Consider the following 19,737-nt stretch of genomic DNA (forward strand, 5'->3'; position numbering starts at 1 on the left):
TATATGCATCCTAAATTTATTTAAATCTCTTCCTCTACCTTATATGAAAAACATACTTATATATCTTACAGTTTTACCAGCCTCTTTTCCCTATAAAGAATATATTTCCAGATTTTTATATCTCCAGCTGAGAGATTTCCCTTCTTATTGTTTCTGAGGAGTTTTTGAGTGTCTCATACTGGCTTTCGTCAAGTTTGAGTTCCAGGATTTCTTCTATCCCGTTTGCTCCCAGTTTTACGGGCACACCGAAGTAAATTCCTTCCTGGCCATACTGCCCTTCAAGATATGCAGACGCCGGAAGAATGCGTTTTGAATCTTTAAGCACGGTTTCTGCCATACACACAATGGCCGCAGACGGGGAATAAAAGGCACTGCCCTGTTTGAGAAGCCCTACTATTTCGGCTCCTCCATTCACTGTCCTTTCTACAAGCCTGGCAATTGTCTCTTCCGGAAGTAGTTCTGGAAGCGGAACTCCCGACACTGTTGTATACTGGGGGAGGGGAACCATAAGGTCTCCGTGGCCTCCTATAACCATTGCCTCAACATCCTTTTTCGAACACTTTAGTTCTTCTGCTATAAAGCTTGCAAAACGACCTGCATCAAGAACTCCGCTCATCCCGAAGACCTTTTTTGGTTCAAAGCCCGTTGCTTTCATAGCTACATATGTTATAATGTCAAGTGGGTTTGTGACGTTTATTACAATAGAATTTGGAGCATACTTTGCAATATTTCGGGAGACCTCTCCTATTATTTTTGAATTGGTTTTTGTAAGGTCTTCCCTGTTCATTCCGGGTTTTCTTGCAATCCCGGCTGTAATTATCACAAGGTCAGAGTCTGCAATGTCAGCATAATCGTTAGTACCTGTTACTTGTGTATCGTACCCATTTATTGCCCCTGCCTGCATGAGGTCAAGGGCTTTTCCCTGTGGTAGCCCTTCCACAATATCTATCATGACAACTTCGCCAGGTTCCAGTTCGGCCAGCCGCTGGACTGTTGTCGCACCTACATTTCCTGCACCAATTACGGAAATTTTAGACATTACTTGCACACCTGTATCAAAGATTTATTTGCAGGATGCTTTCCTAATTCCTGCCTTTAAAACTCGATCCTGAATTTCTAATTGGTCTGGTGGTAACTATATCTTGGTATTTATTTTTTTGGCTTTTTAGAAATCCCTACCTGTGTTTTTTCCCCAATCTTATTAAGTTGAACTTTATAAGCTCTCTTTATATTTTGCCCCCGCAAAGAATTAAAAAGTACTTTTATTATTACTTTCAAAGTATATTAATCTTGTCGGTTTGAATCCGAAACGATTCCTCACAGCAAGGTTGACTCTTAAATATATGTCAAAAATAATTTTCCCGGATTAAGATCTGTTTAGCGAGCAGTTTACCTCTTCTGATCGTTTATTGCATGTTTCACAGTTTGTAAAATCAACTTTCTGTGTTCTATATCACTTTCAGTCCTCATGCAGTATTTTTATTAAAGATCACCTCCAATGGTTCAGGGGAAAAATGCTAAAGAACACATATATTCACATTCCGGGCGTTGGAAAAGCCCTCGAGCAGAAAATCTGGGCTTCAGGAATAAATACCTGGGACGAGTTCCTGGAAATGGAAGATAGTATCTCAATTCCTTCTTTAAGGAAAACCAGAATATGCGACGAAATAAAAATATCTTCTAAGCATCTGGATGAAAGAGACTGCTTCTTTTTTTCACAGCGTCTGCCTTCTGCGGAACACTGGAGGGCTTATTCTTTGTTTTCAGATTCTGTCGCTTTCTTTGATATCGAAACCACAGGGCTTTCCCCCAGCAGGGATAGGATAACAGTTGTTGGAATCTATGACGGAAATGAGTCCAAAATGTATGTAAGGGGGATTAATCTTGGTGATATTGTGGAGGAATTCTCAAAATACAGGCTTCTTGTATCTTTTAACGGAGCCCGCTTTGATATTCCTTTCATAAAATCCGAATTTCCCGAAATAGAATTCAAGCAGCTCCATATCGACCTGATGTATCCACTCAGGCGTATCGGGTACAGTGGGGGTCTCAAAAATATCGAAAAGCTGCTTGGAATCTGCAGAAGTGAGGATACGATTGGAATGGACGGATTTGATGCGGTCCGGCTCTGGAGACAGTATGAGAAGGGTGACAGGGAAGCGCTGGACCTGCTTCTTAAATATAACCGGGAGGATATAGTAAATCTGAAAACTATTATTGAACTTACTTACCCTAAAATGGTTGAAAAAGCTTTGAAGACGTGAAACAGTGTAATCTTCCTATCAGCGTGTCGCCAAAAAGTAGAAATGTCAGCAATAAGTATATATTGTCAGTTAATAAATTATGCACTCATATTGCTGTTCTGGATTTTGGCCTTACTGATTCACTGCTAGCTTTTATGGCAAAATCTTGTATGTAATTGAATAGGCTCTCTGTGGTATTGAACGTTATCTGTATGCTCTAAAAGAAAGGGGAATTCAATGGCAGTAACACTGAAATTTGGGGATAAAGTCACTGTAGCGGATGTAAGAAAACTCCACGACATGGAAGATGTGGTGTTTGACAGGGAATGGTTTGAAAGGGTAGATGAAAGAAATAAGGACATGTATTATATGTTCAGGGATCTTGCCAAAAGTGATGCTGATCTTGAGACCATTAAATCCCACCATCTCAGGTATGACATTACAAGAATCCCTCCCGGAATGCTTGGGTTGGAATACATTAAAACCGTAGGTCACTACCATCCTCATGTTCCCGGGACAGATGTATCCTATCCTGAAATTTACCAGGTGCTTGAAGGCTCTGCTATTTATTTGTTGCAGAAAGTGGAGCCTGGAGAAGAGGACATTGTTCTGGATGTGGTCGTAGTCAAAGCAGAAAAAGGAGATATGGTGCTTGTCCCACCCGGGTACGGGCATGTAACAATAAACGCTTCAGAAAAGACTCTTGAGATGGCAAACTGGGTTTGCCGTGATTTCTCTTCAGTCTATGAGCCTGTAAAAAGACTCTCTGGAGCTGCCTATTTCCTTCTTAATGATGGATTTGCCAAAAACCCCCTTTACAGGGATATCCCGCCCATTCGTTATGTTAAACCACTGAGCTTTGATGAACTGGGGCTTGATTCCGGAGAGTACATGTATGATCTTGTGCACAGAGTTGACAAACTAAGATTCTTAACGGCTCCTCAGGACTTTATGGGCTTCTTAGTGGGAGTGTTGTGAAAAGGATTTGAGTTTTTCATGATGTATATGATCTCACATTCGAATACATTTCTTCCCGAAGACTTCTCCGAGAAACCTTAGTTTTTATCTTTTACACAACTTATAATAGGTATAAATACTTTCAATTACTAGAGGGTTGAAATGCACAAAAATGGATACCGTATTCAGTTTACATCATCCAAAATCAGAGATCTCATGTACAGGACTACATTTGATCCGAAGAAAATGGATGGAGACGTCATACTTAATCTCTCGCTTATCGATAAAAAAGACCTGGACGATGTGCTCGGGATCTTCAAGATGGTAATCTCAAGCGGGCTTTCCGTGACCCCTTACGTAAAAGTAATTTCCGAAGGGGAATCAATCGGAAACCTGACCATTGAAAAAGGAAAAGTAGGGGTCGGGACGGTTTGCAGCATAACTATTGATGGAGTACTGCTAAAAGCAGGAATTCCTGTAAATCCGAAGCTTGGAGGGATTGTCCAGATCCGAAACGGGATCCCTGTACGTTTTACAGATGTGCTGACATATGTAAGTACAACTGTAGATCCCCTGGAAGTCCTGATGTCTCAGGGAATCACTTCCGTATCTGAAATGCTCAGGACAGGTTCAGGAAAGGTTCTCGCAAACCTTAGGGAAGCTCCCATGGTTGCACGAGATGCGATCGAAAGCAGCCTTTCAGACCTTCTGGATGCAGGCTTCAGTGGAATTCTGGAGGTAGGGGAACCGAACACAAGGGTTCTGGATGTCCCTATTGAGAGAGACCACCTTGGAATAGTCGTTATTGGAGGAACAAATCCGATGGCTGTTGTGCAGGAGTATGGAATTCCTATAGACACAAGTGCAATGTCAAGGTTAATTTCTTTTAAAGAAATGAGTCGGATTGAAGATCTTGTCTGAAGGCTGCTTTCCTCAGCCCAGAAACTCCTGTTCTTTATTACCTCCTCATTACCTCCTGCTCTTCATTACCTCCTCATTACCTCCTGTTCTTTATTACCTCCTCATTACCTCCTGTTCTTTATTACCTCCTCATTACCTCCTGCTCTTTATTACCTGAGCTTTGAATTTGTCTTTCGTCGAATCTGTCCTCCTATGAAAAGGTCAAGTTTTCGGGCAAATTCTTCTTTTGCGTTCTCAGGAATAGTTGCCCCTGCAGCAATATCATGCCCTCCGCCTGCACCGCCGACTTCTGCCGAGACAATTGACATTGCTTCAGATAGGTTTACTCCTTTGCGGATCAGGTCCTGCGTCCCTCTTGCTGAGACCTTAATTCCTCCCTCTGTGTTTGCAAAGGCAATAATCGGGAGATTTCTGTTTTCAACTATTGTGGAACTCATGCCTGCAATTATTCCTACAATGGTTTCCTTTATCTGTGAACCTGCATCAAAGTACTGGATGTTATCGAGCTGGGTAACACCATTCTCTTTTACGTATATTAGTCCGTTAACAAGGTTTTGCCTGTGTTCAGCAAGCAGTTTTTTGGCGTTTTCGTAGGCGTTTTCCCTGTCTCCCATGCAGACTGCAAGCCCGATGTCAGCATGGTCGTATCGGGCAGTAGCATTGAGAAGAGTGGAAAACTCTGATGCATCTCTCATTTCTGTACCTTCCCTTTCATTGAGAAGGACATACACCTCGCCTATCAGGCGTTCGATTCTGTATGCCGGTATCCCTGATTTAAGGCAGTACTGGAAAAGCCCTGAGACAATTTTTTGTTTTTCCGAAATCTCAAGGTCTATCCAGCGTCTCCAGCGTTCGTTATGGCTGTAGCGAATATTCAAGGAGTGAAGGAATTCTATACAAGCTTCTTCATTTCCTGTAAGTCCGGGAAGGTAAGGGTCAGAAGAGTACTGCAGAAGTTTGTAGATTGGACGGGTCTGTTTTCCGAACAGAGTCAGGTCTTTTTTGAATTCCAGGTGCTTCCCCTTTACTCCTTCCTCCAGAATTTCCCTGTTAATCCCTACAAGTTGCCCCATTTTCAGGTGCTGCATATCCCCTACAGCCCCTACTATGGCAAGTGGGGAAAGGTCTATGTTCTTTCCGAGGGCTGAAGCCAGAAGGTAAGTTGTTCCCGAACCGCTCAGTTCGTAAGACCCGTTTGCCCCAAAAAGGTGCGGGTTGAGGTGAAAATCCAGAGTTCCCTGAGGCTGGTGGTGGTCTGAAACAACAGCATTGATCCCGCGGGATTTTATATGTTCGCACATTCCACTTCCGAGGTCCGTAAAAACTACAAACTCAGGGTTTTCATTTGCGATAGTGTCAAGGACTTTTTCATCGAGTTGCTTTACAAAACGCGCTGTATATTCTATATTTCTCCGTTCAAGAGTTGTGCAGATAATACCTGCAGAAGTCAACCCGTCCGCATCGATATGAGATACTACGTGCACTGACCTGTGTTTTGTAATCTCTTCGGCACACCTGCCTGCTTCTTTTCTAAATGCTTCCATCATTTCAGTCATTACTCTCTCCGAGATCCTCTGCTGCATCAGTTAAACTATCTTTTTCCCAGCGATTTTTTCTTTTCCATTCTTTTGGGTTTATAGTGTAATCTTTTCCATCCCTTTTGATTTCCGGGAAATTTCGGATTTCCTGTATTGTGAGTTTAAGATTTTTTGTATGATAACTCTTCTCCAGCTCTTCCCAGGGGACCATATACGCTTCCCTTTCGCGCCCTGTCCCCAGGCGAAGCTCCACTGCAAGAAATCCCCTCCTCCCCGATCTATTCAGGTAATCTGAAATTCTGTCTATTTGATGGATACCTTTTTTGTCTACGGTAAAATGCTGGGAAAAATAAAGTGCATTTGCTCCTTTCTCCACAGAGATGCTTTTACATTCGATCCCCAGGTACAGGTCAGGGTCAAGGGAATCTACAAGCACGTCAAGGAACTGGGAAGTAAACCTGTGCTGCTTAAGCCGATAGGAGATAGCTCTTATGCCTTTTTCCTCGATGTATGCGTTAAATGAGTTTACAAGCACATGTTCGAACTCGGTCATAAAATTCTTTCTCCTGTTCTAAAATAAATTTTTATCCAGAAGGATAGTTCCCTTTAAAAGCTTGCTGGTGACTGGAACCCTTATTCATTAATTCCAGGAGACATATTTTCTGATAATTTTTTCCTGAATCAGATATAAAACTTATGACGGTTGCTTCAGGACCTGTCTCTAGCTATTTAAAAAAAGTTAAGCAGGGAATTTTGCCGGAGAATAAACGCCGATCAGGATTCTGATCGGCTTATTTATAACTTTATTTCAATTCGATATGATAAAGGTTACAAAGTCCGGACTGAGCCTTGTTTCCCTCACAAGTCTTTCTATAGTGTCTTCATCGGAAAGACCTTCTTCTTTTAGTTCCCTTATACGGTCAAATACATGCTGGGAAACTTCGGAATATTCGTTAATGTCTTTTCTGTGACCCCACACATCGCCCTCAAGCAAAGCAATGTTCTGCATAGAAAGATACATCTGTGCAGAACTGGAAATTGTTCTCTTGTATGAGCTCGGGATGTGGATCGCTTTTACTTCTGGACACTTTAGAATGAGTTTAAATATATCCTTGTTGGACGGTCTGAATGCTAGATGGATAATTTCCTCATTGAGTTTTAAAGTGTCTATTTCTTCTTTTGAGCTTACAACTCTAATTTTCATTTTTATCACCGTTCTTCCAGGTTTTTAGAGTTTGTTTTAGGTTTTTTAGGGTTTCTTAGGTTTAATTTTGAGTTTGTTTTAGGTTTTTTAGGGTTTCTTAGGTTTAATTCAGGGTTTCTTAGGTTTAATTCAGGGTTTCTTAGGTTTAATTCAGGGTTTCTTAGGTTTAATTCAGGGTTTCTTAGGTTTAATTCAGGGTTTTTTTTGGTTTAATTAAAAGTTCGTTTTTATTTTTTAAATTCAAAACCTGAGTGGGCTTTTGAATCTGATATATTACGTTTTTTTTATGTTAAGGTCTCATAATATTTATTACTATGGGAGTGCAGAGGGTCACGAATACCCTGACCTTCAGGTCGGGGATGAAGTGAACCCTCGCTGGCTGTTTTGTATTCGCTTAAACTGTATCAATCATCGTTTTTTTGTAAAATGAGGTTTTTTGACACCATAGCCACAGGTGGTTCCAGCTACCTATGGCTAGGATGTGATAAGCGTTGGAATTGCGCAGTTTTAGCCATGGCTATGGTCAGATTACCTACCACATCGTGTTGGTGCCTAAGTATCGATACAAGATATTCTACAATAAACGAGTTAAAAAGGATTGCGAGTCTATATTCCACAATATTTGCACAGAGAAAGGCTACAAAATCCATGCTCTGGAAGTTGTAGATAATCATGTTCACCTGTTCCTGGAATTCCACCCAAGCACCTCTCTATCAGAGGTGGTTCAATACTTGAAAGGAGGTAGTTCTTACAGATTGTTCAAGCTTCATCCTGAACTGAGAACACGATATTGGGGTGGAAGTCTATGGTCAAGTGGTAAATTCTATCGATCCGTTGGAAATGTAACCGCTGACACAATCAAGCACTACATTAAGGAGTCGCAGGGAAAACCGAAAACAGAGGTTCAATCATATAGATTAAAGTCTAGGCAACGGAAAATTGACGATTTCTAAGTACCAGAATAACCGGGCGGGCGGCCCATCAGCATACCCCATCCTTTAGGTTGGGGTGGCCGCACGCAATTTGATTTTTTTATGAATGTTTTTTTACTTATATTTTTTACTAAAAAATTTATTCCTAAAGCCAATTCCCTTAATAAAAGTACGTTTTGCGCATTCTGTTTTTTTTTCTTTCTCAGGTTTTAAAATTCATCTTTTGCAGGTTTACCTTTTTGCAAGTTTATCTTTAAGTGATAAGCTCTTTTCCTGAATCTTGAAGAGCATTTTTTACGGAACCAAAATTTGGTATTTTATTTATTGGGTGTAAACATTTTGTATAATTAGTGAAGATGATATACGATAATGTACCATACTATTTAATATTTGGCATGAAAGTACCTCTGATTTCACACTCCGGACCCTCATTCAGAATTTCTGATTATGTTGGAAGCAAATATAGCATTTTTGTCCTGTTAAATAGAAGCCAGGGTCCGGAATGTGGACGTGAGGATACTTCGCCTTCACTTAATGTCAGGTTTCTTTTTTTCAACAATTGCGAATATTTCACTAATTATTGAGATACGTTCATCAACCGAAAATATCTCGGTCTCAACAATCTTCCTCCTTTGAACTTCTCCCTTGATATATCCCGTTTCATCTTCGTACATCTCATCATTTGTGATAAGGTGCCATATTATCGTTGCAATTTTCCTTGCCAGGGCAACAATCGCCTTTGCATGTCCAATTGACTTCTTTTTTCTGTTAAAAAACTCTTTTAACTTGCTATTTTTTGTTCTTGCTGCTGCTTGAGCAATCTGTATTAGAATCCACCTTGCTACCTTTGATCCTCTCTTAGTGATCCTTCCATTGTGGTATTTATCTGCAGATTGGTACACATTTGGAACCAGTCCAAGCCATGAAGCAAGCTTCTCCCCTGAAGAAAAATCTTTGAAATCACTATTTCAGCAATAAGAGTTGCCGCTCCAAGTTCCCCTATTCCTGGAACAGACATCAAAATTTCCATTTCTTGCTTATGATTTCTATACGCATAATTGAAAATTTCTTTTTCCAAAATTTTTATTTCATTGTCAAGATGCTTTATGATATCCAGACAGATCTGAAGCCTGAATGCAGCACCCTGAGAGATTTCTCTGTCCAGAATTTCCCTTATCTGATCACTTTTTTTACGAACATTTGGGGAAAGGCTTGCAATAATCTGGTCAACGCTTTTACCTGAACAAATTCCTGCTAAAATTGTTCTACCACTCTTACCAAAAATATCTGTTAGCACATTCTTCAGATTAAACATTTCAGGTGCGAGTATGGCGTGAGCTTCATTTTTTATATCTGTTCTTTTTTGTACAAGGTTATGGCGAAGCCGGATACATGAACGAAATGTTCTATGGTTTTTTGGGAAAACTCTTGATGGTTGAACCATATTATTCAATGCAAGTTGTGCGATGAATTCGGAATCGATCTTATCTGTTTTTTTGTGTGTAAACGCCTTCATATCTCGGGCATTTCCAACTATAACAGGTAGATGTTTTATCAACGCATCATAAATCGGAACCCAAAAGTCACTCGTTGATTCACAGGCAACAACGTCACATTTCTCTGATATAACCCAGTTTTTAAAAGCTAAAATTTCGTCAGGGGTTCTATAGAAATATTGTTGTTGTTTTTCACCAGATCTACTGAGGATTGTAGCAATGAAAAAGAGTTTGTGAATGTCTAAACCACAAGCTTTGTTAATGACTTCAACCAATTTAGATCACCAAATTAGATCACCAAATTAATTTGGGCAGTAGAATTGCCTCAAAGGCCAATTTAGCATCCGTGATCAAAGTCACATTTGAGCCTTCGATGGCAATTCACTGGTTAGTTTTATCACGGCTTCGAAGAACCAAAATAAGTACAACCTTACTGCCTAAGAGAATGATGAGGTTGATAGGTAAAAAAGGTAAGGAAAAAAAGTACTTTCATTTCTTTGTGCCTGTTATTCGAAGAATTTCATATGCGTTTTATCTGTCTTTTTATGTGTAAATGCTTTCATGTCGCGAGCATTTCCAACTATAAAAGGCAGATGTTTTATCAATGAATCATGAATAGGGACCCAAAAGTCACTTGTTGATTCACATGCAACAACGTCACATTTTTCTGATGTAACCCAATTTCTAAGGCTTAAAATTCCATCATCGTCTCTCTTGATACGCTGTTGCTGTTTTTCACCGGATCTGCTGAGGATAGTAGCAATCAAAAAACTTTTGTGGATATCTAAACCGCAAGATTTGTTTATTTCTCCTGCCAATTTACATTACTCCATCATTTATAGGACAGTAGAATTACCTAAAAGGCAATTTGGCATCCGTGATCAAAGTCACATTTGAGCCTTCGAGGGCAATTCAATGGTTAGTTTTTCTACGGCTTCGAAGAGCCAAATAAAAGACAACTTTCCTGTCCTAAGAGAATGATGGAGTTAATATACAAAAAAGGTAAGTGAAAAGGACTTTCATTTATTTGGGCATGTTATTCGAAGAATTTCATGTGTGTTTTTATTCAAATTTCAGTTTGGGTATATTAATTGAGAATTTTTGAAAAACGCTATCGGAATAAATATTGATTTTCAAAAAAATACTGCGGAATGTAGGATAAAATTTCGGGTTGGAATATTCAGTTTAAGGCATATAAGTGGATGAGAGCTCTTTTTTAGTTTTTCAGAGTTTTTGACATATAGGCTCCGTCGAGAGTATACCCGAGTTTTTTGTAGTATTCCCTGGCACCTATTCCACTGATTATTGCAAGTTTTTCGTAGCCGGATTCATATGCAGTTTTTTCAGCGTGCTCAAGGAGTTCTGTTCCATAGCCCCTGTGCTGCCATTCCTTTTGTTTTGCCCCTTTTCCTACGGGTACCATGGAGCCGTAAACATGTAGTTCTCTTATTAGGGCGGAATCTTGCAGTTCCTGGCGGTGGGGGACAGCCGGGAAGCGCAAACGTGTAAAACCTATAAGGACATCTGCCGAAAGGTCTTCAAAAGCAATGAAATGTTCTGTGCCATTACAGGCTTCGTAAGTTTCCACAGTAAGCTCGATATCTTTCTCATTCATCCTTTTTCCTTTCAGGCTGTTGTGCCCAACTTCCCTGCAGCGTATACAGTGGCATTTTCCTCCTTTTTTCCGGAGTTTTTCTTCTGCAAGCTGCCTCAAGTTACTCTTTCTGACGCCTGCTAAGATTTGATTGGCTGGAATGTCTCGCTGGATGCGCTGAAGTCTTACCCATTTAGGCAGGACAGCCTTTATGTCTGCAACAAGCTCTGCAGCCTCTTCGTCTGAAAGTGCCTGATATTCTCCGGCTTCCCACATCCTGTGCAGAGCTGTGCCTTCAGTCACAAGGGTTGGATAAATTTTGAGGTAATCCGGCATGAAACGCGGATCTTCAAAGAGTTTCTTAAATCCTCTCAGGTCGAGTTCAGAATCTGCTCCCGGGAGGTGAGGCATCATGTGGAAACCTACCTTAAAGGCGCTGTCTCTTAAAACCCGGTTAGCTCTGACAATTTCTGCAATTCCATGTCCTCTCTGCATTCTGGTTAAGACAAAGTCATAAACACTCTGGACTCCAAGCTCAACCTTTGTCCCTCCAAGCCTAAGGAATTCGTCCACATGTTCTTCTTCTGCCCAGTCTGGACGTGTTTCGAATGTTATGCCCACGTTTCGGATTTCAGCTGTTTCGTTGGCTTTTTGAACTTCTTCAAGTGGAATGTAAGGGGTGGATTTTCCGATCCTCCAGGCATTTTCTCTCCATTCGGTGCCTGTGAAATCGTTCATCGCTTCCAGGCAGCGTTTGCTAAACCATTCCTGATAGTCGAGGCTGCGCGCTGAAAATGTGCCTCCCATAACTATCAGCTCCACTTTCTCTACATCATGGCCTATCTCCTTTAGCTGAGATAGCCTGGACTGGACCTGGGCGTAAGGGTCAAACTCGTGTCGAATGGCTCTCATTGCTGCAGGTTCTCTTCCCATGTAGCTCTGAGGAGATTTAAATGCTGAATTGGGACCTCCCGGGCAGGGCAGGCAAACTCCATGAGGGCATGGGGCAGGAGAGGTCATTACAGCAATTACCGCAACTCCGGAAATTGTCCGTACGGGTTTTCGCCTGAGGAACTCTTTTATTATAGCCTGCTCCTCAGGTGTACCCTGCATAATGATATCTCCATTTCTGGGCAGGCTGGCAAGATGATATAGCTTACTCACATCTTTTTTTACTTTGTTCAACTGGACTTCGTCTTTTATTTCGCCGGCAAGTGTCTTTTCAAGGACACTCCGGCAGGCTCTTTTATAATCAGCTTCCTTCATTTTAAATTCCGTCTTTCCGGCATTTATTTCCGGCTATTTCTTTTGGCAGCAGTTTCAGATGAAAGTGGTTTGAGACTTATCTCTAAGTATGGAGTTCCCTTATGTCGGATTCTTTAAATTCTCGTAGTCTGAATTCTCAATAAACTTGCTTCATCTGAAACCTGCTGTTTCATTTCTTTAAAAAAAGGTATTTTCGATCTTTATGCTAAGATCGTTGTTTGAATTTTTCCTTTTGTATTGTATTAATTAGTACTCAATTTCTTCTGTAACCATCCACAGGTCCAGGGTGATCAGCAGACGTCGAATCCGATTATGAAAGTCCCCTGCCCTACCCGTGGCTTGAGGCCCATTACAGACCTGATGTACTCGTCTGATGGAGTGGAAGGGGAAGCAAGCACGGTATTAGCCACGTTGCTCACGCACTCTACTTCTTTACAACTCTGGGGAGGGAGTACAACAGTAAGTGGCTCTTTTTTTGCGATATGCGGCTTCGGTACTGCACTCCTGTAAATTACAAAATTTCCCATCACCATCATATCCTTGCACTTTTTACACTCCTCGAGTTTTTCGGGGTCATAAACATCTTCACCTACTTTCTCTCCATACTGCATTAATATTACATTTGGTCCCTCAGGCCAGACGTAGTCCATGTTGGTTGTAAAGGCTATGATTACCTGGCGTTTGAAAACTTCCTTGATCCCTTGGTTATCTCCTATTCCCATGCCCATCAAGACCGCACCTTCGGCTTTTTTCTCGAGCTCAACTATTTTCTCCTTATCTTCTTCATTCAAAATGTACGTATCTTCCACGCCTTTGATGGCTTTAATCCTGCAGAGGACATCTTGGATAATATCTTGGCATTCCAAAGCTTGATACCCCACGTTGTTTTTAATCCTATGTTGCATTGTTCAGGTATAAAATATGATCTTATATCGTTATCCGTATAATCTCAGAGTATATCGTTATCCGTATAATCTCAGAGTATATCGTTATCTGTATAATCCCAGATTGCCCTATCTTCAGGGCATCCTTTTTTCGGACTATTTTCTACTCTTTTCTTTTATATATCTTTCTTATTTTATATTTATTTTATTTATCTTCTCTATTTTATATTTCTTTTATTATATCGTCAATTTCTAATATGCTGCATAATGTACTGTACATCGTGTAAAATAGGCATTTTTTGACTTTTATTATTATAAAATTAATGAAAGTCCATGCGAAAAATAACTGAATTGTTTCAAAAGTTTATTCTCACTTTTACCATAATTATCTAAATTTGTCATCCCTACTGAACTATTTTGTGAACTGATTCTTTTCCTGCTCCCTGGTGTGCGCAGTAACAAAGCACATATAAAAAACAGCCCTACTATGGAATATTCAAGTACATTTTCTTTCTGGAAGATGCCTGCCAATGTATAATCTAAAATACATTCCTACTTTTGGAATAATAATGCTCTACTCGGTTATGCAGTGAGAAAAGATCGACATGTTTGAAGTGTCGGATATTTTTGCTGATCTTAAAGGTTTTCAAAATAGATACGTCTCGAATAAATGGTGTTTTTACATAATAGTTTTTTAAAATTAGTATTGTTTCAAATTATTTAGTCATACCTCTCTAAACACATTACCTTTTTTTCATAGTATTTTATAAGTATTTCGACTTTATCTTCTATGTTAACCTCTGACGAATATTCTGCCCGGGTTCTTTCGACATTTACCGTCATTTGTATCGTTGTTTTGCGCTTTTCCTCTCTAATTTCTCTGAAATAGACCACAAAAGATTTAATAATGCAATTATTTTATAGAACACTTGTAATCCAATTTAGAGGGATAAGGAGGGAATGAAATCCTCTTCGGCAATCGACGAAATTGAAATGTCTGATTTGGTGAAGAATGGTGAAACCCTTTAAGTGTTCGATCCCGACACTTCTTCTTACATACGATATATCTTAACAAACATGGAGGAAACAATAAAATGAAGAGATTTGCAGCATTATCACTGGCTGCTCTCATGCTTCTCACTGTATTTGCATCCGCCGCAAGTGCAGCAATTGAGATCCGTGGTCCAGTGTATAACGGCTCTAGTATCGACGACATAATTGATACATATGGCGACGGTACCATCCTTTCAATGGATGCAACTAAGTTTGCAGCATTCTACTACGACATTGACGATGATGTAACAACCGAAACCCTTTCCATTAAAGACGTTGCAGGCACTGAAGGCAACGTGATTGGAGAAGGCGGAATTGTTTATCAGACAACCATCCAGAAAGTTGACTACGAATATGAAAATGCAGCAGATGGATGGGACAACTACAGTCTGCTCGGTTTCTTCGCAGAGAAGTACATCCCGATCAACCCTGACAAAGCTGACAAGCTTGCAAAGCTCGTCCTTGACAGCGATGACAAGTACACCATCAGAACCGGCGAACTCCTCGACCTCGGCGAAGGCTATTCTATCGAAGCCAAGCAGGTCGATGTTGACGGTGAGAAAGTCTGGCTCGAATTCACCAAGGACGGAGAATTCGTAGATGACGAAATCATCTCAGTCGGTACTGGCAGTAACACCTGGGAAGTCGAACTCGATGATATCCAGGACGAAGACGATGTCGTTGTCCTCAAAGTGCATATCAACCAGGTCTTCCAGGGCGCAGTCGACAGCATTGCCCAGATCGAAGGTCTCTGGCTCATTGACTACGCAAACGCAATGACCATCGAGTCTGACGATGAATTCGGCGAACTCGACGATGTTTCCATCGACGGAGACACCCTTACCATCAGCAATGAAGACACTTTCACCCTTACCAGGGACTCCGACGAAGAAGTCGCTGAAGGCATCTTCTTTACCACAGCTGACACTCCCTCCAGCGTGCTCAGGTTCTATGCAATGAAGGAAATCACAGAGCCCGGCACCTATGAAATCAGAGGAGAAGTCGCTCCTAATGCAGATGACTTCGAATGGGATGCAGCCAACTTTGCAGGCTTCTACTACGATGTTGACGATGATGTATCCACTGAAACACTCAGTGTCTCCGACATTAGTGGAAACGTGATCCCTGAAGGTGGTCTTGTTTACCAGACATCCGTCGAGAACGTTGACTACGAGTACGCCAATGCAGAAGCAGGCTGGGACCAGTACCCTGTTATCGGCTTCTTTGCAGAAGAATACATCCCACTCAACCCTGACAAAGCTGACAAGCTTGCAAAACTCATCCTTGACAGCGATGACAAGTACACCATCAGAACCGGTGAACTCCTTGACCTCGGCGAAGGCTATTCTATCGAAGCCAAGCAGGTCGATGTTGACGGTGAGAAAGTCTGGCTCGAATTCACCAAGGACGGAGAATTCGTAGATGACGAAATCATCTCAGTCGGTACCGGTGACAACACCTGGGACGTCGAACTCGATGACATTCAGGACGAAGACGATGTTATTGTCCTCAGAGTCCACGTTAACCAGGTCTTCCAGGGCGCAGTCGACAGCATTGCCCAGATCGAAGGTCTCTGGCTCATTGACTACGCAAACGCAATGACCATCGAGTCTGACGACGAATTCGGCAACCTTGACGATGTATCCATCGACGGTGACACCCTTACCATCAGCAATGAAGACACCTTCACTCTGACCAGGGACTCCGAAGAGGAAATCGGCGAAGGCATGTACTTCAAGATCGCTGACACAGCTTCCAGCGCTCTCAGGTACTACCCATACGTTGAGAAGGTCATTGGAGGAGAAGGCGACGTCGAAGACATCGAAACTCCAGCCGAGACTGAACCTGCAGACGATAATGTGACTGAAGAAGTTACTGAACCTGCAGACGATAATGTGACTGAAGAAGTTACTGAGCCTGCAGACGATAATGTGACTGAAGAAGTTACTGAGCCTGAAGAACCCGGCGCTCCTGGATTCGGCTTTGTCTTCGGACTTGTCGGACTCCTCGCAGTTGTCTACCTCGTCAGGAGAAACAACTAAATTTTCTGAGTGAAGGGTTTTCTTAACTCTTCTCTCTTTCAATTCTTTTTTGAGTTTATTTTTTGTAGATAACTTTTTATTTGCAGATTTCTTAGTTCTGACGATTCTTTTTAATTCTGAAATCCTGATTCTTTAACCACCTGGTTTTTCAGGGTTTTACAGATCAAGGTGAATCTTATGAAAAAAAGTATAGCTTTAATATCTGTGTTTGCGGTTTTGATGATCGCGTTTTCAGGCTGCGTGGATAACAATACCCCTGCAGCTAACGGGACAGATTCAAACAATCCGGAAACAAACGCAATCTCTGATGATGATGCAGCTGGAATAAGCACGCTTGAAACCCTCCCTACCGGCTTTGAGTACGTTGGCACTCTTCCTCTCTCTACAGATGATATTAAAAGTGACTATAAAGCTGAAAATGCCTCAGGAATTCTTGGAGGATCCGAGGGTCTCTACAAATATTCCAGTGCAAATGTAACTGACTTTTATATTGACGTAATCGAGTTTGAAAATGCTGAGGATGCAAGCGGTTTTATCTCTATCTACCAGTCTTCCTTCATGCCGCTGCAGTCAGGCTCCCGTTTTGTTGAAGAGTTCTTTAACGGGCACTCTGCCGTGAAAATTACAGAATATGTAAGATCCGGAGGAGCTGACGTGCCAAGGTATTCCTATATCTGGAGCAACGAAAACTATGTGCTCGTAGTTTCCGGAAGTACCACTGACAACACCCTGGTAAAGCAGCTGGCAGAAGCAACAGGATACTGATTCTCTTCGAAGCGAAACTCAGGTGAGCAAAAAGAACGGTCATTCCCAGGTGCACGGTTAATATTTTGTATCAGGTCCCCACTGCCTGATGCTTTCGTTTTTATCTGCTGTACGCAGGTGGGCTCAAGCAGGGCACAATGTGCGGAAAGAAGGAAAAGGGAATACAACATAAAAGGGCATTTTGGAATAATACCAACCAATTAACCAAGGGGCACCAAAAGAACAGTAAAGCGGATAAGAAAGAAACCCCTGGGAGTTTGTTTACTTCAATCTCTTATCCGCCGACTTTTGTTTATTCTACTCAGGATCTTTCTGAATGCTATCAGAAAATTTCGCTTATTAAATTTCGCTTATTTAAAGTCGTTCACTTTATAAGCAAAACACCTTTTCCGCCAGCGTTTACATCACCAACAAACTTGCGATAGGTAATGCCTTCAACTTCTTCTGTCCCTTCTTCTTTGTAGGAGGGGAGTAGGTCGGATACCTCACCGTTGATGATGACCATACCGTTCTTCATTTCACTTGCAGGCATGGTTGCATTGCCTTCGATGACTATTTTTCCTCCGTTGTTTGAGATTGCAGGAAGGAGCCCTACATTGCCTTTTACGAGGATCTCTCCTCCGCACATATGTTCTCCGAGGTAGTCCTTCGTATTGCCATTGATGGTTATTTTTCCTCCGCGCATGCCGCAGGCCTCTCCGCGGTAACCTGAACCTACATAATAGGAAGCGTTTCCGTTGAGAATAATTTCTCCACCCGCCATCTCACAGCCAAGCCAGCTGTCAGCATCGCCATTGATTACAACCTTTCCACCCTTCATCCCAAAGCCGCAGTGCATATCCACATTGCTGTTGATCTCGATCTCTCCGGCGCTCATGTTTTGCCCGATGCGTTTTACCCTGGAGACATCGCCTTCGAAAACAATCTTTGTGTTTTCCACAGAGTCACTGCCTTCTACCTCTACATTGAAGAGGTCCCCAAGGGGACACTGTCCGTTTCCGTACCAGACAGAAACTGCCTTTATCTCTTCTGCGGTTTTGCCTGCAAGGTTGTCAGGGTTTACATTATCAGCTTCGATGGGGATTTTATTTGCTTTTTTGAGGGAAAGTTTTACAACCTGCATTTAGAACACCCCTTCCGTACCGATTTCAACAGGGTTCTCGAGGTACATATCCTCAACCATGTAGTTGGATTTGCTCACAGTGTAGTACTTCTTAAACTTGAAGTCTAGATCTTTCTGCATGGTGCTGTCTATGTTTTCGGGAACCTTTGCATTCACCCAGTAGATCCTGCCTTTAGGAGTGGCTTCGATTTCTCCGTCTTTTACAACGACAACTCCGTCTTTGAGGGTATACGCGGCACCTGAGAAAGCTTTCTTTACTTTTTGGTACTCTGTAGCCGGGTCAATCTGGCCTGGGAGGATGTCATAGATTGCAATATCTGCATCTGATCCTGCTTTCAGGTTTCCTTTCTCCGGTCTGCTGTATATCTTTGACTGGGTTCCCCGGGTCATGACAGCAAGCTCGTAGAAGTCCAGTTCCCTGTCAATTCCGGGCAGCACCATTCTGTCAAGTGCCATCTTGGAAAAGCCTGAGATAACCTCTTCTCTCCTTTTTGCGCTCATCAGGTAGGTAAAGGCTTCAGGATAGTTCACGAAAGAGCCGCCGTTAGGGCTGTCGGTTGTGAACATGATTTTCCAGGGGTCTTTTACGAGCAGAGCAAGCTCAAGCCCGATTGCCCACTGGACTGCATTTACGAAGCTCTTGGGGGAATAGAACAGGGGCACAACACCGGAAGCATCTTCAAGTTCGATATCCTGGTTGCTCCACTTCTCGTGCAGCATCCTTGAGTTTGCGTATTCTACCGGTCCGTCTGCAGTCATGGTCACTGCAGGGCCAAAGATGACCTGTCCAAGGTCGAAAGTCAGGTGGTTTGCCCCGTTAATGTAATCTGAAACCATTGGGGCTCCTGTCTCAAAGTCCCTCCAGGAAGTGCCTGCATAGGCGTTGAACTGCACGTGAGTAACGTGGAGAGACTGCCTGTCCCTGCTTGGCTTTACCTTTTCAAAAAGCTTCATGGTCTCTATGGTGGTTGCATAGTTACCAGGCTTTCCCAGGTTGTTGCAGTGCACATGTACGGAATGAGGGAGCTGCAGGCGTTCATTAGCTTCTGCAAGCCCCATGAGGATCTCTTCAGGGGTTACATCAAAGTTCGGAACGGGATCATAGAGTCCGCTCACGTTCTTGCCCCAGCCCCAGGCTTCTCCACCGCCCGGGTTTACGATCTTTACTCCATATCCTCTTGAGGCTTTCAGGCCCCAGGCAATATAAGCTGCGAGTTTTTCAGGTTCTTTGTCCCTGATGTATTCCATAACCTGCCAGTTGCTTCCGAAGAGAGAAAGTCCCATTTTGTCAAGGATGGGTATTTCCTTAAATTCCTCATGGGTGTGCCTTGCAGCAAGCAGAGGAATTGCAGCCTCACAGATAGTTGTGTATCCGAGTTTTGCATACCTGTACCCGATTGCGTAAGTATTGGGGGTGTTGTACCCTACCTGCGCTCTCGTCTTTTCTGTGCGTGCAACCTGGCCCGAAAGTCCGGGTACAAGGTTTTTTCTGGCATCATTCGGATTGATAAAGCGACCTACGTTGATTTTTCCGGCGCTGTGGGTATGCCCGTCAAAGCCCCCTGCCATGGTGAGCCTGCCTTCCGCATCAATAACCTTTGCGTTTCCAGATACGCTGTCTACGATCTTGCCGTCTCTTACGCAGATGTCCATAGTCTCGCAGTTAATCCCCTGAGCCGGATCACAGACGCTTGCGTTTTTAATCAGGATTTCCGACAT

General features: G+C 42.3%; 14 protein-coding genes and 2 pseudogenes. 6 read left to right on the plus strand and 10 right to left on the minus strand.

Annotated elements, in window-relative coordinates:
* Positions 1-115: 115 nt before the first annotated feature.
* Complete coding sequence (mdh, locus tag MSWHS_RS13145) at positions 116-1,039, minus strand: malate dehydrogenase (protein ID WP_048129481.1); 924 nt, start codon at positions 1,037-1,039, stop codon at positions 116-118.
* 475 nt (positions 1,040-1,514) lie between these two features.
* Here mdh and MSWHS_RS13150 point away from each other — a divergent pair, with 475 nt between their 5' ends.
* The 3 genes from MSWHS_RS13150 (at position 1,515) to nrpRII (ending at position 4,121) form a co-directional block, all read left to right on the plus strand.
* Positions 1,515-2,264: a ribonuclease H-like domain-containing protein gene (locus MSWHS_RS13150; protein ID WP_048129479.1), complete on the plus strand. Its 750-nt coding sequence runs from the start codon at positions 1,515-1,517 to the stop codon at positions 2,262-2,264.
* Positions 2,265-2,480: 216 nt separating this feature from the next.
* Entirely contained in the window at positions 2,481-3,221 is a 741-nt protein-coding gene (locus tag MSWHS_RS13155; protein ID WP_048129477.1) for a glucose-6-phosphate isomerase family protein, read from the plus strand.
* Positions 3,222-3,362: 141 nt separating this feature from the next.
* Complete coding sequence (gene nrpRII, locus MSWHS_RS13160; RefSeq protein ID WP_048129475.1) at positions 3,363-4,121, plus strand: global nitrogen regulator NrpRII; 759 nt, start codon at positions 3,363-3,365, stop codon at positions 4,119-4,121.
* 149 nt (positions 4,122-4,270) lie between these two features.
* On the opposite strand, the gene MSWHS_RS13165 is transcribed toward nrpRII, so the two are convergent.
* The 3 genes from MSWHS_RS13165 to MSWHS_RS13175 all read right to left on the minus strand — a co-directional run bounded on the left by MSWHS_RS13165 (position 4,271) and on the right by MSWHS_RS13175 (position 6,863).
* Positions 4,271-5,677, minus strand: a complete 1,407-nt coding sequence (locus MSWHS_RS13165; RefSeq protein WP_048129473.1) for a DHHA1 domain-containing protein — start codon at positions 5,675-5,677, stop codon at positions 4,271-4,273.
* The gene (locus MSWHS_RS13170) at positions 5,670-6,212 is read right to left on the minus strand and encodes a hypothetical protein (RefSeq protein ID WP_048129471.1); all 543 of its coding nucleotides are present in this window, start codon (positions 6,210-6,212) and stop codon (positions 5,670-5,672) included. The genes MSWHS_RS13165 and MSWHS_RS13170 overlap by 8 nt, the downstream gene beginning before the upstream one ends.
* Positions 6,213-6,467: 255 nt before the next feature.
* Positions 6,468-6,863 carry a DUF1699 family protein gene (locus MSWHS_RS13175; protein ID WP_048130586.1) on the minus strand — a complete coding sequence of 132 codons (396 nt, stop codon included), beginning with the start codon at positions 6,861-6,863 and terminating at the stop codon, positions 6,468-6,470.
* A 491-nt stretch (positions 6,864-7,354) separates the two neighbouring features.
* Here MSWHS_RS13175 and tnpA point away from each other — a divergent pair, with 491 nt between their 5' ends.
* Positions 7,355-7,816, plus strand: coding sequence for an IS200/IS605 family transposase (tnpA, locus tag MSWHS_RS19500; protein WP_082088120.1), 462 nt, complete (start codon positions 7,355-7,357; stop codon positions 7,814-7,816).
* Between the two features lie 506 nt (positions 7,817-8,322).
* On the opposite strand, the pseudogene MSWHS_RS13185 reads toward tnpA, so the two are convergent.
* The 4 genes and pseudogenes from MSWHS_RS13185 to MSWHS_RS13200 all read right to left on the minus strand — a co-directional run bounded on the left by MSWHS_RS13185 (position 8,323) and on the right by MSWHS_RS13200 (position 13,017).
* Positions 8,323-9,566, minus strand: a pseudogene (locus MSWHS_RS13185) (IS110 family transposase).
* Positions 9,567-9,821: 255 nt separating this feature from the next.
* Positions 9,822-10,109: pseudogene (locus tag MSWHS_RS13190) on the minus strand (IS110 family transposase); the annotation flags it as partial.
* Between the two features lie 398 nt (positions 10,110-10,507).
* Positions 10,508-12,151: a tRNA uridine(34) 5-carboxymethylaminomethyl modification radical SAM/GNAT enzyme Elp3 gene (locus MSWHS_RS13195; RefSeq protein ID WP_048129466.1), complete on the minus strand. Its 1,644-nt coding sequence runs from the start codon at positions 12,149-12,151 to the stop codon at positions 10,508-10,510.
* 290 nt (positions 12,152-12,441) lie between these two features.
* Positions 12,442-13,017 (minus strand): hypothetical protein, encoded by a 576-nt coding sequence (locus MSWHS_RS13200; RefSeq protein ID WP_048129464.1) that lies wholly within the window; start codon positions 13,015-13,017, stop codon positions 12,442-12,444.
* A 1,112-nt stretch (positions 13,018-14,129) separates the two neighbouring features.
* Between MSWHS_RS13200 and MSWHS_RS13205 the strand changes: the two genes are divergently transcribed.
* The gene (locus tag MSWHS_RS13205) at positions 14,130-16,130 is read left to right on the plus strand and encodes an S-layer protein domain-containing protein (RefSeq protein WP_048129462.1); all 2,001 of its coding nucleotides are present in this window, start codon (positions 14,130-14,132) and stop codon (positions 16,128-16,130) included.
* 177 nt (positions 16,131-16,307) lie between these two features.
* Positions 16,308-16,895 (plus strand): hypothetical protein, encoded by a 588-nt coding sequence (locus tag MSWHS_RS13210; protein WP_048129460.1) that lies wholly within the window; start codon positions 16,308-16,310, stop codon positions 16,893-16,895.
* Between the two features lie 364 nt (positions 16,896-17,259).
* Here the strand turns inward: MSWHS_RS13210 and MSWHS_RS13215 are convergent, their stop codons facing one another.
* Both MSWHS_RS13215 and MSWHS_RS13220 read right to left on the minus strand, forming a co-directional pair.
* Positions 17,260-18,018 carry a formylmethanofuran dehydrogenase subunit C gene (locus MSWHS_RS13215; RefSeq protein WP_048129458.1) on the minus strand — a complete coding sequence of 253 codons (759 nt, stop codon included), beginning with the start codon at positions 18,016-18,018 and terminating at the stop codon, positions 17,260-17,262.
* Positions 18,019-19,737, minus strand: a complete 1,719-nt coding sequence (locus MSWHS_RS13220) for a formylmethanofuran dehydrogenase subunit A (RefSeq protein WP_048129456.1) — start codon at positions 19,735-19,737, stop codon at positions 18,019-18,021. It abuts the gene before it with no gap.

This window comes from Methanosarcina sp. WWM596 (assembly GCF_000969965.1).
Taxonomy (GTDB): Archaea; Halobacteriota; Methanosarcinia; order Methanosarcinales; family Methanosarcinaceae; genus Methanosarcina.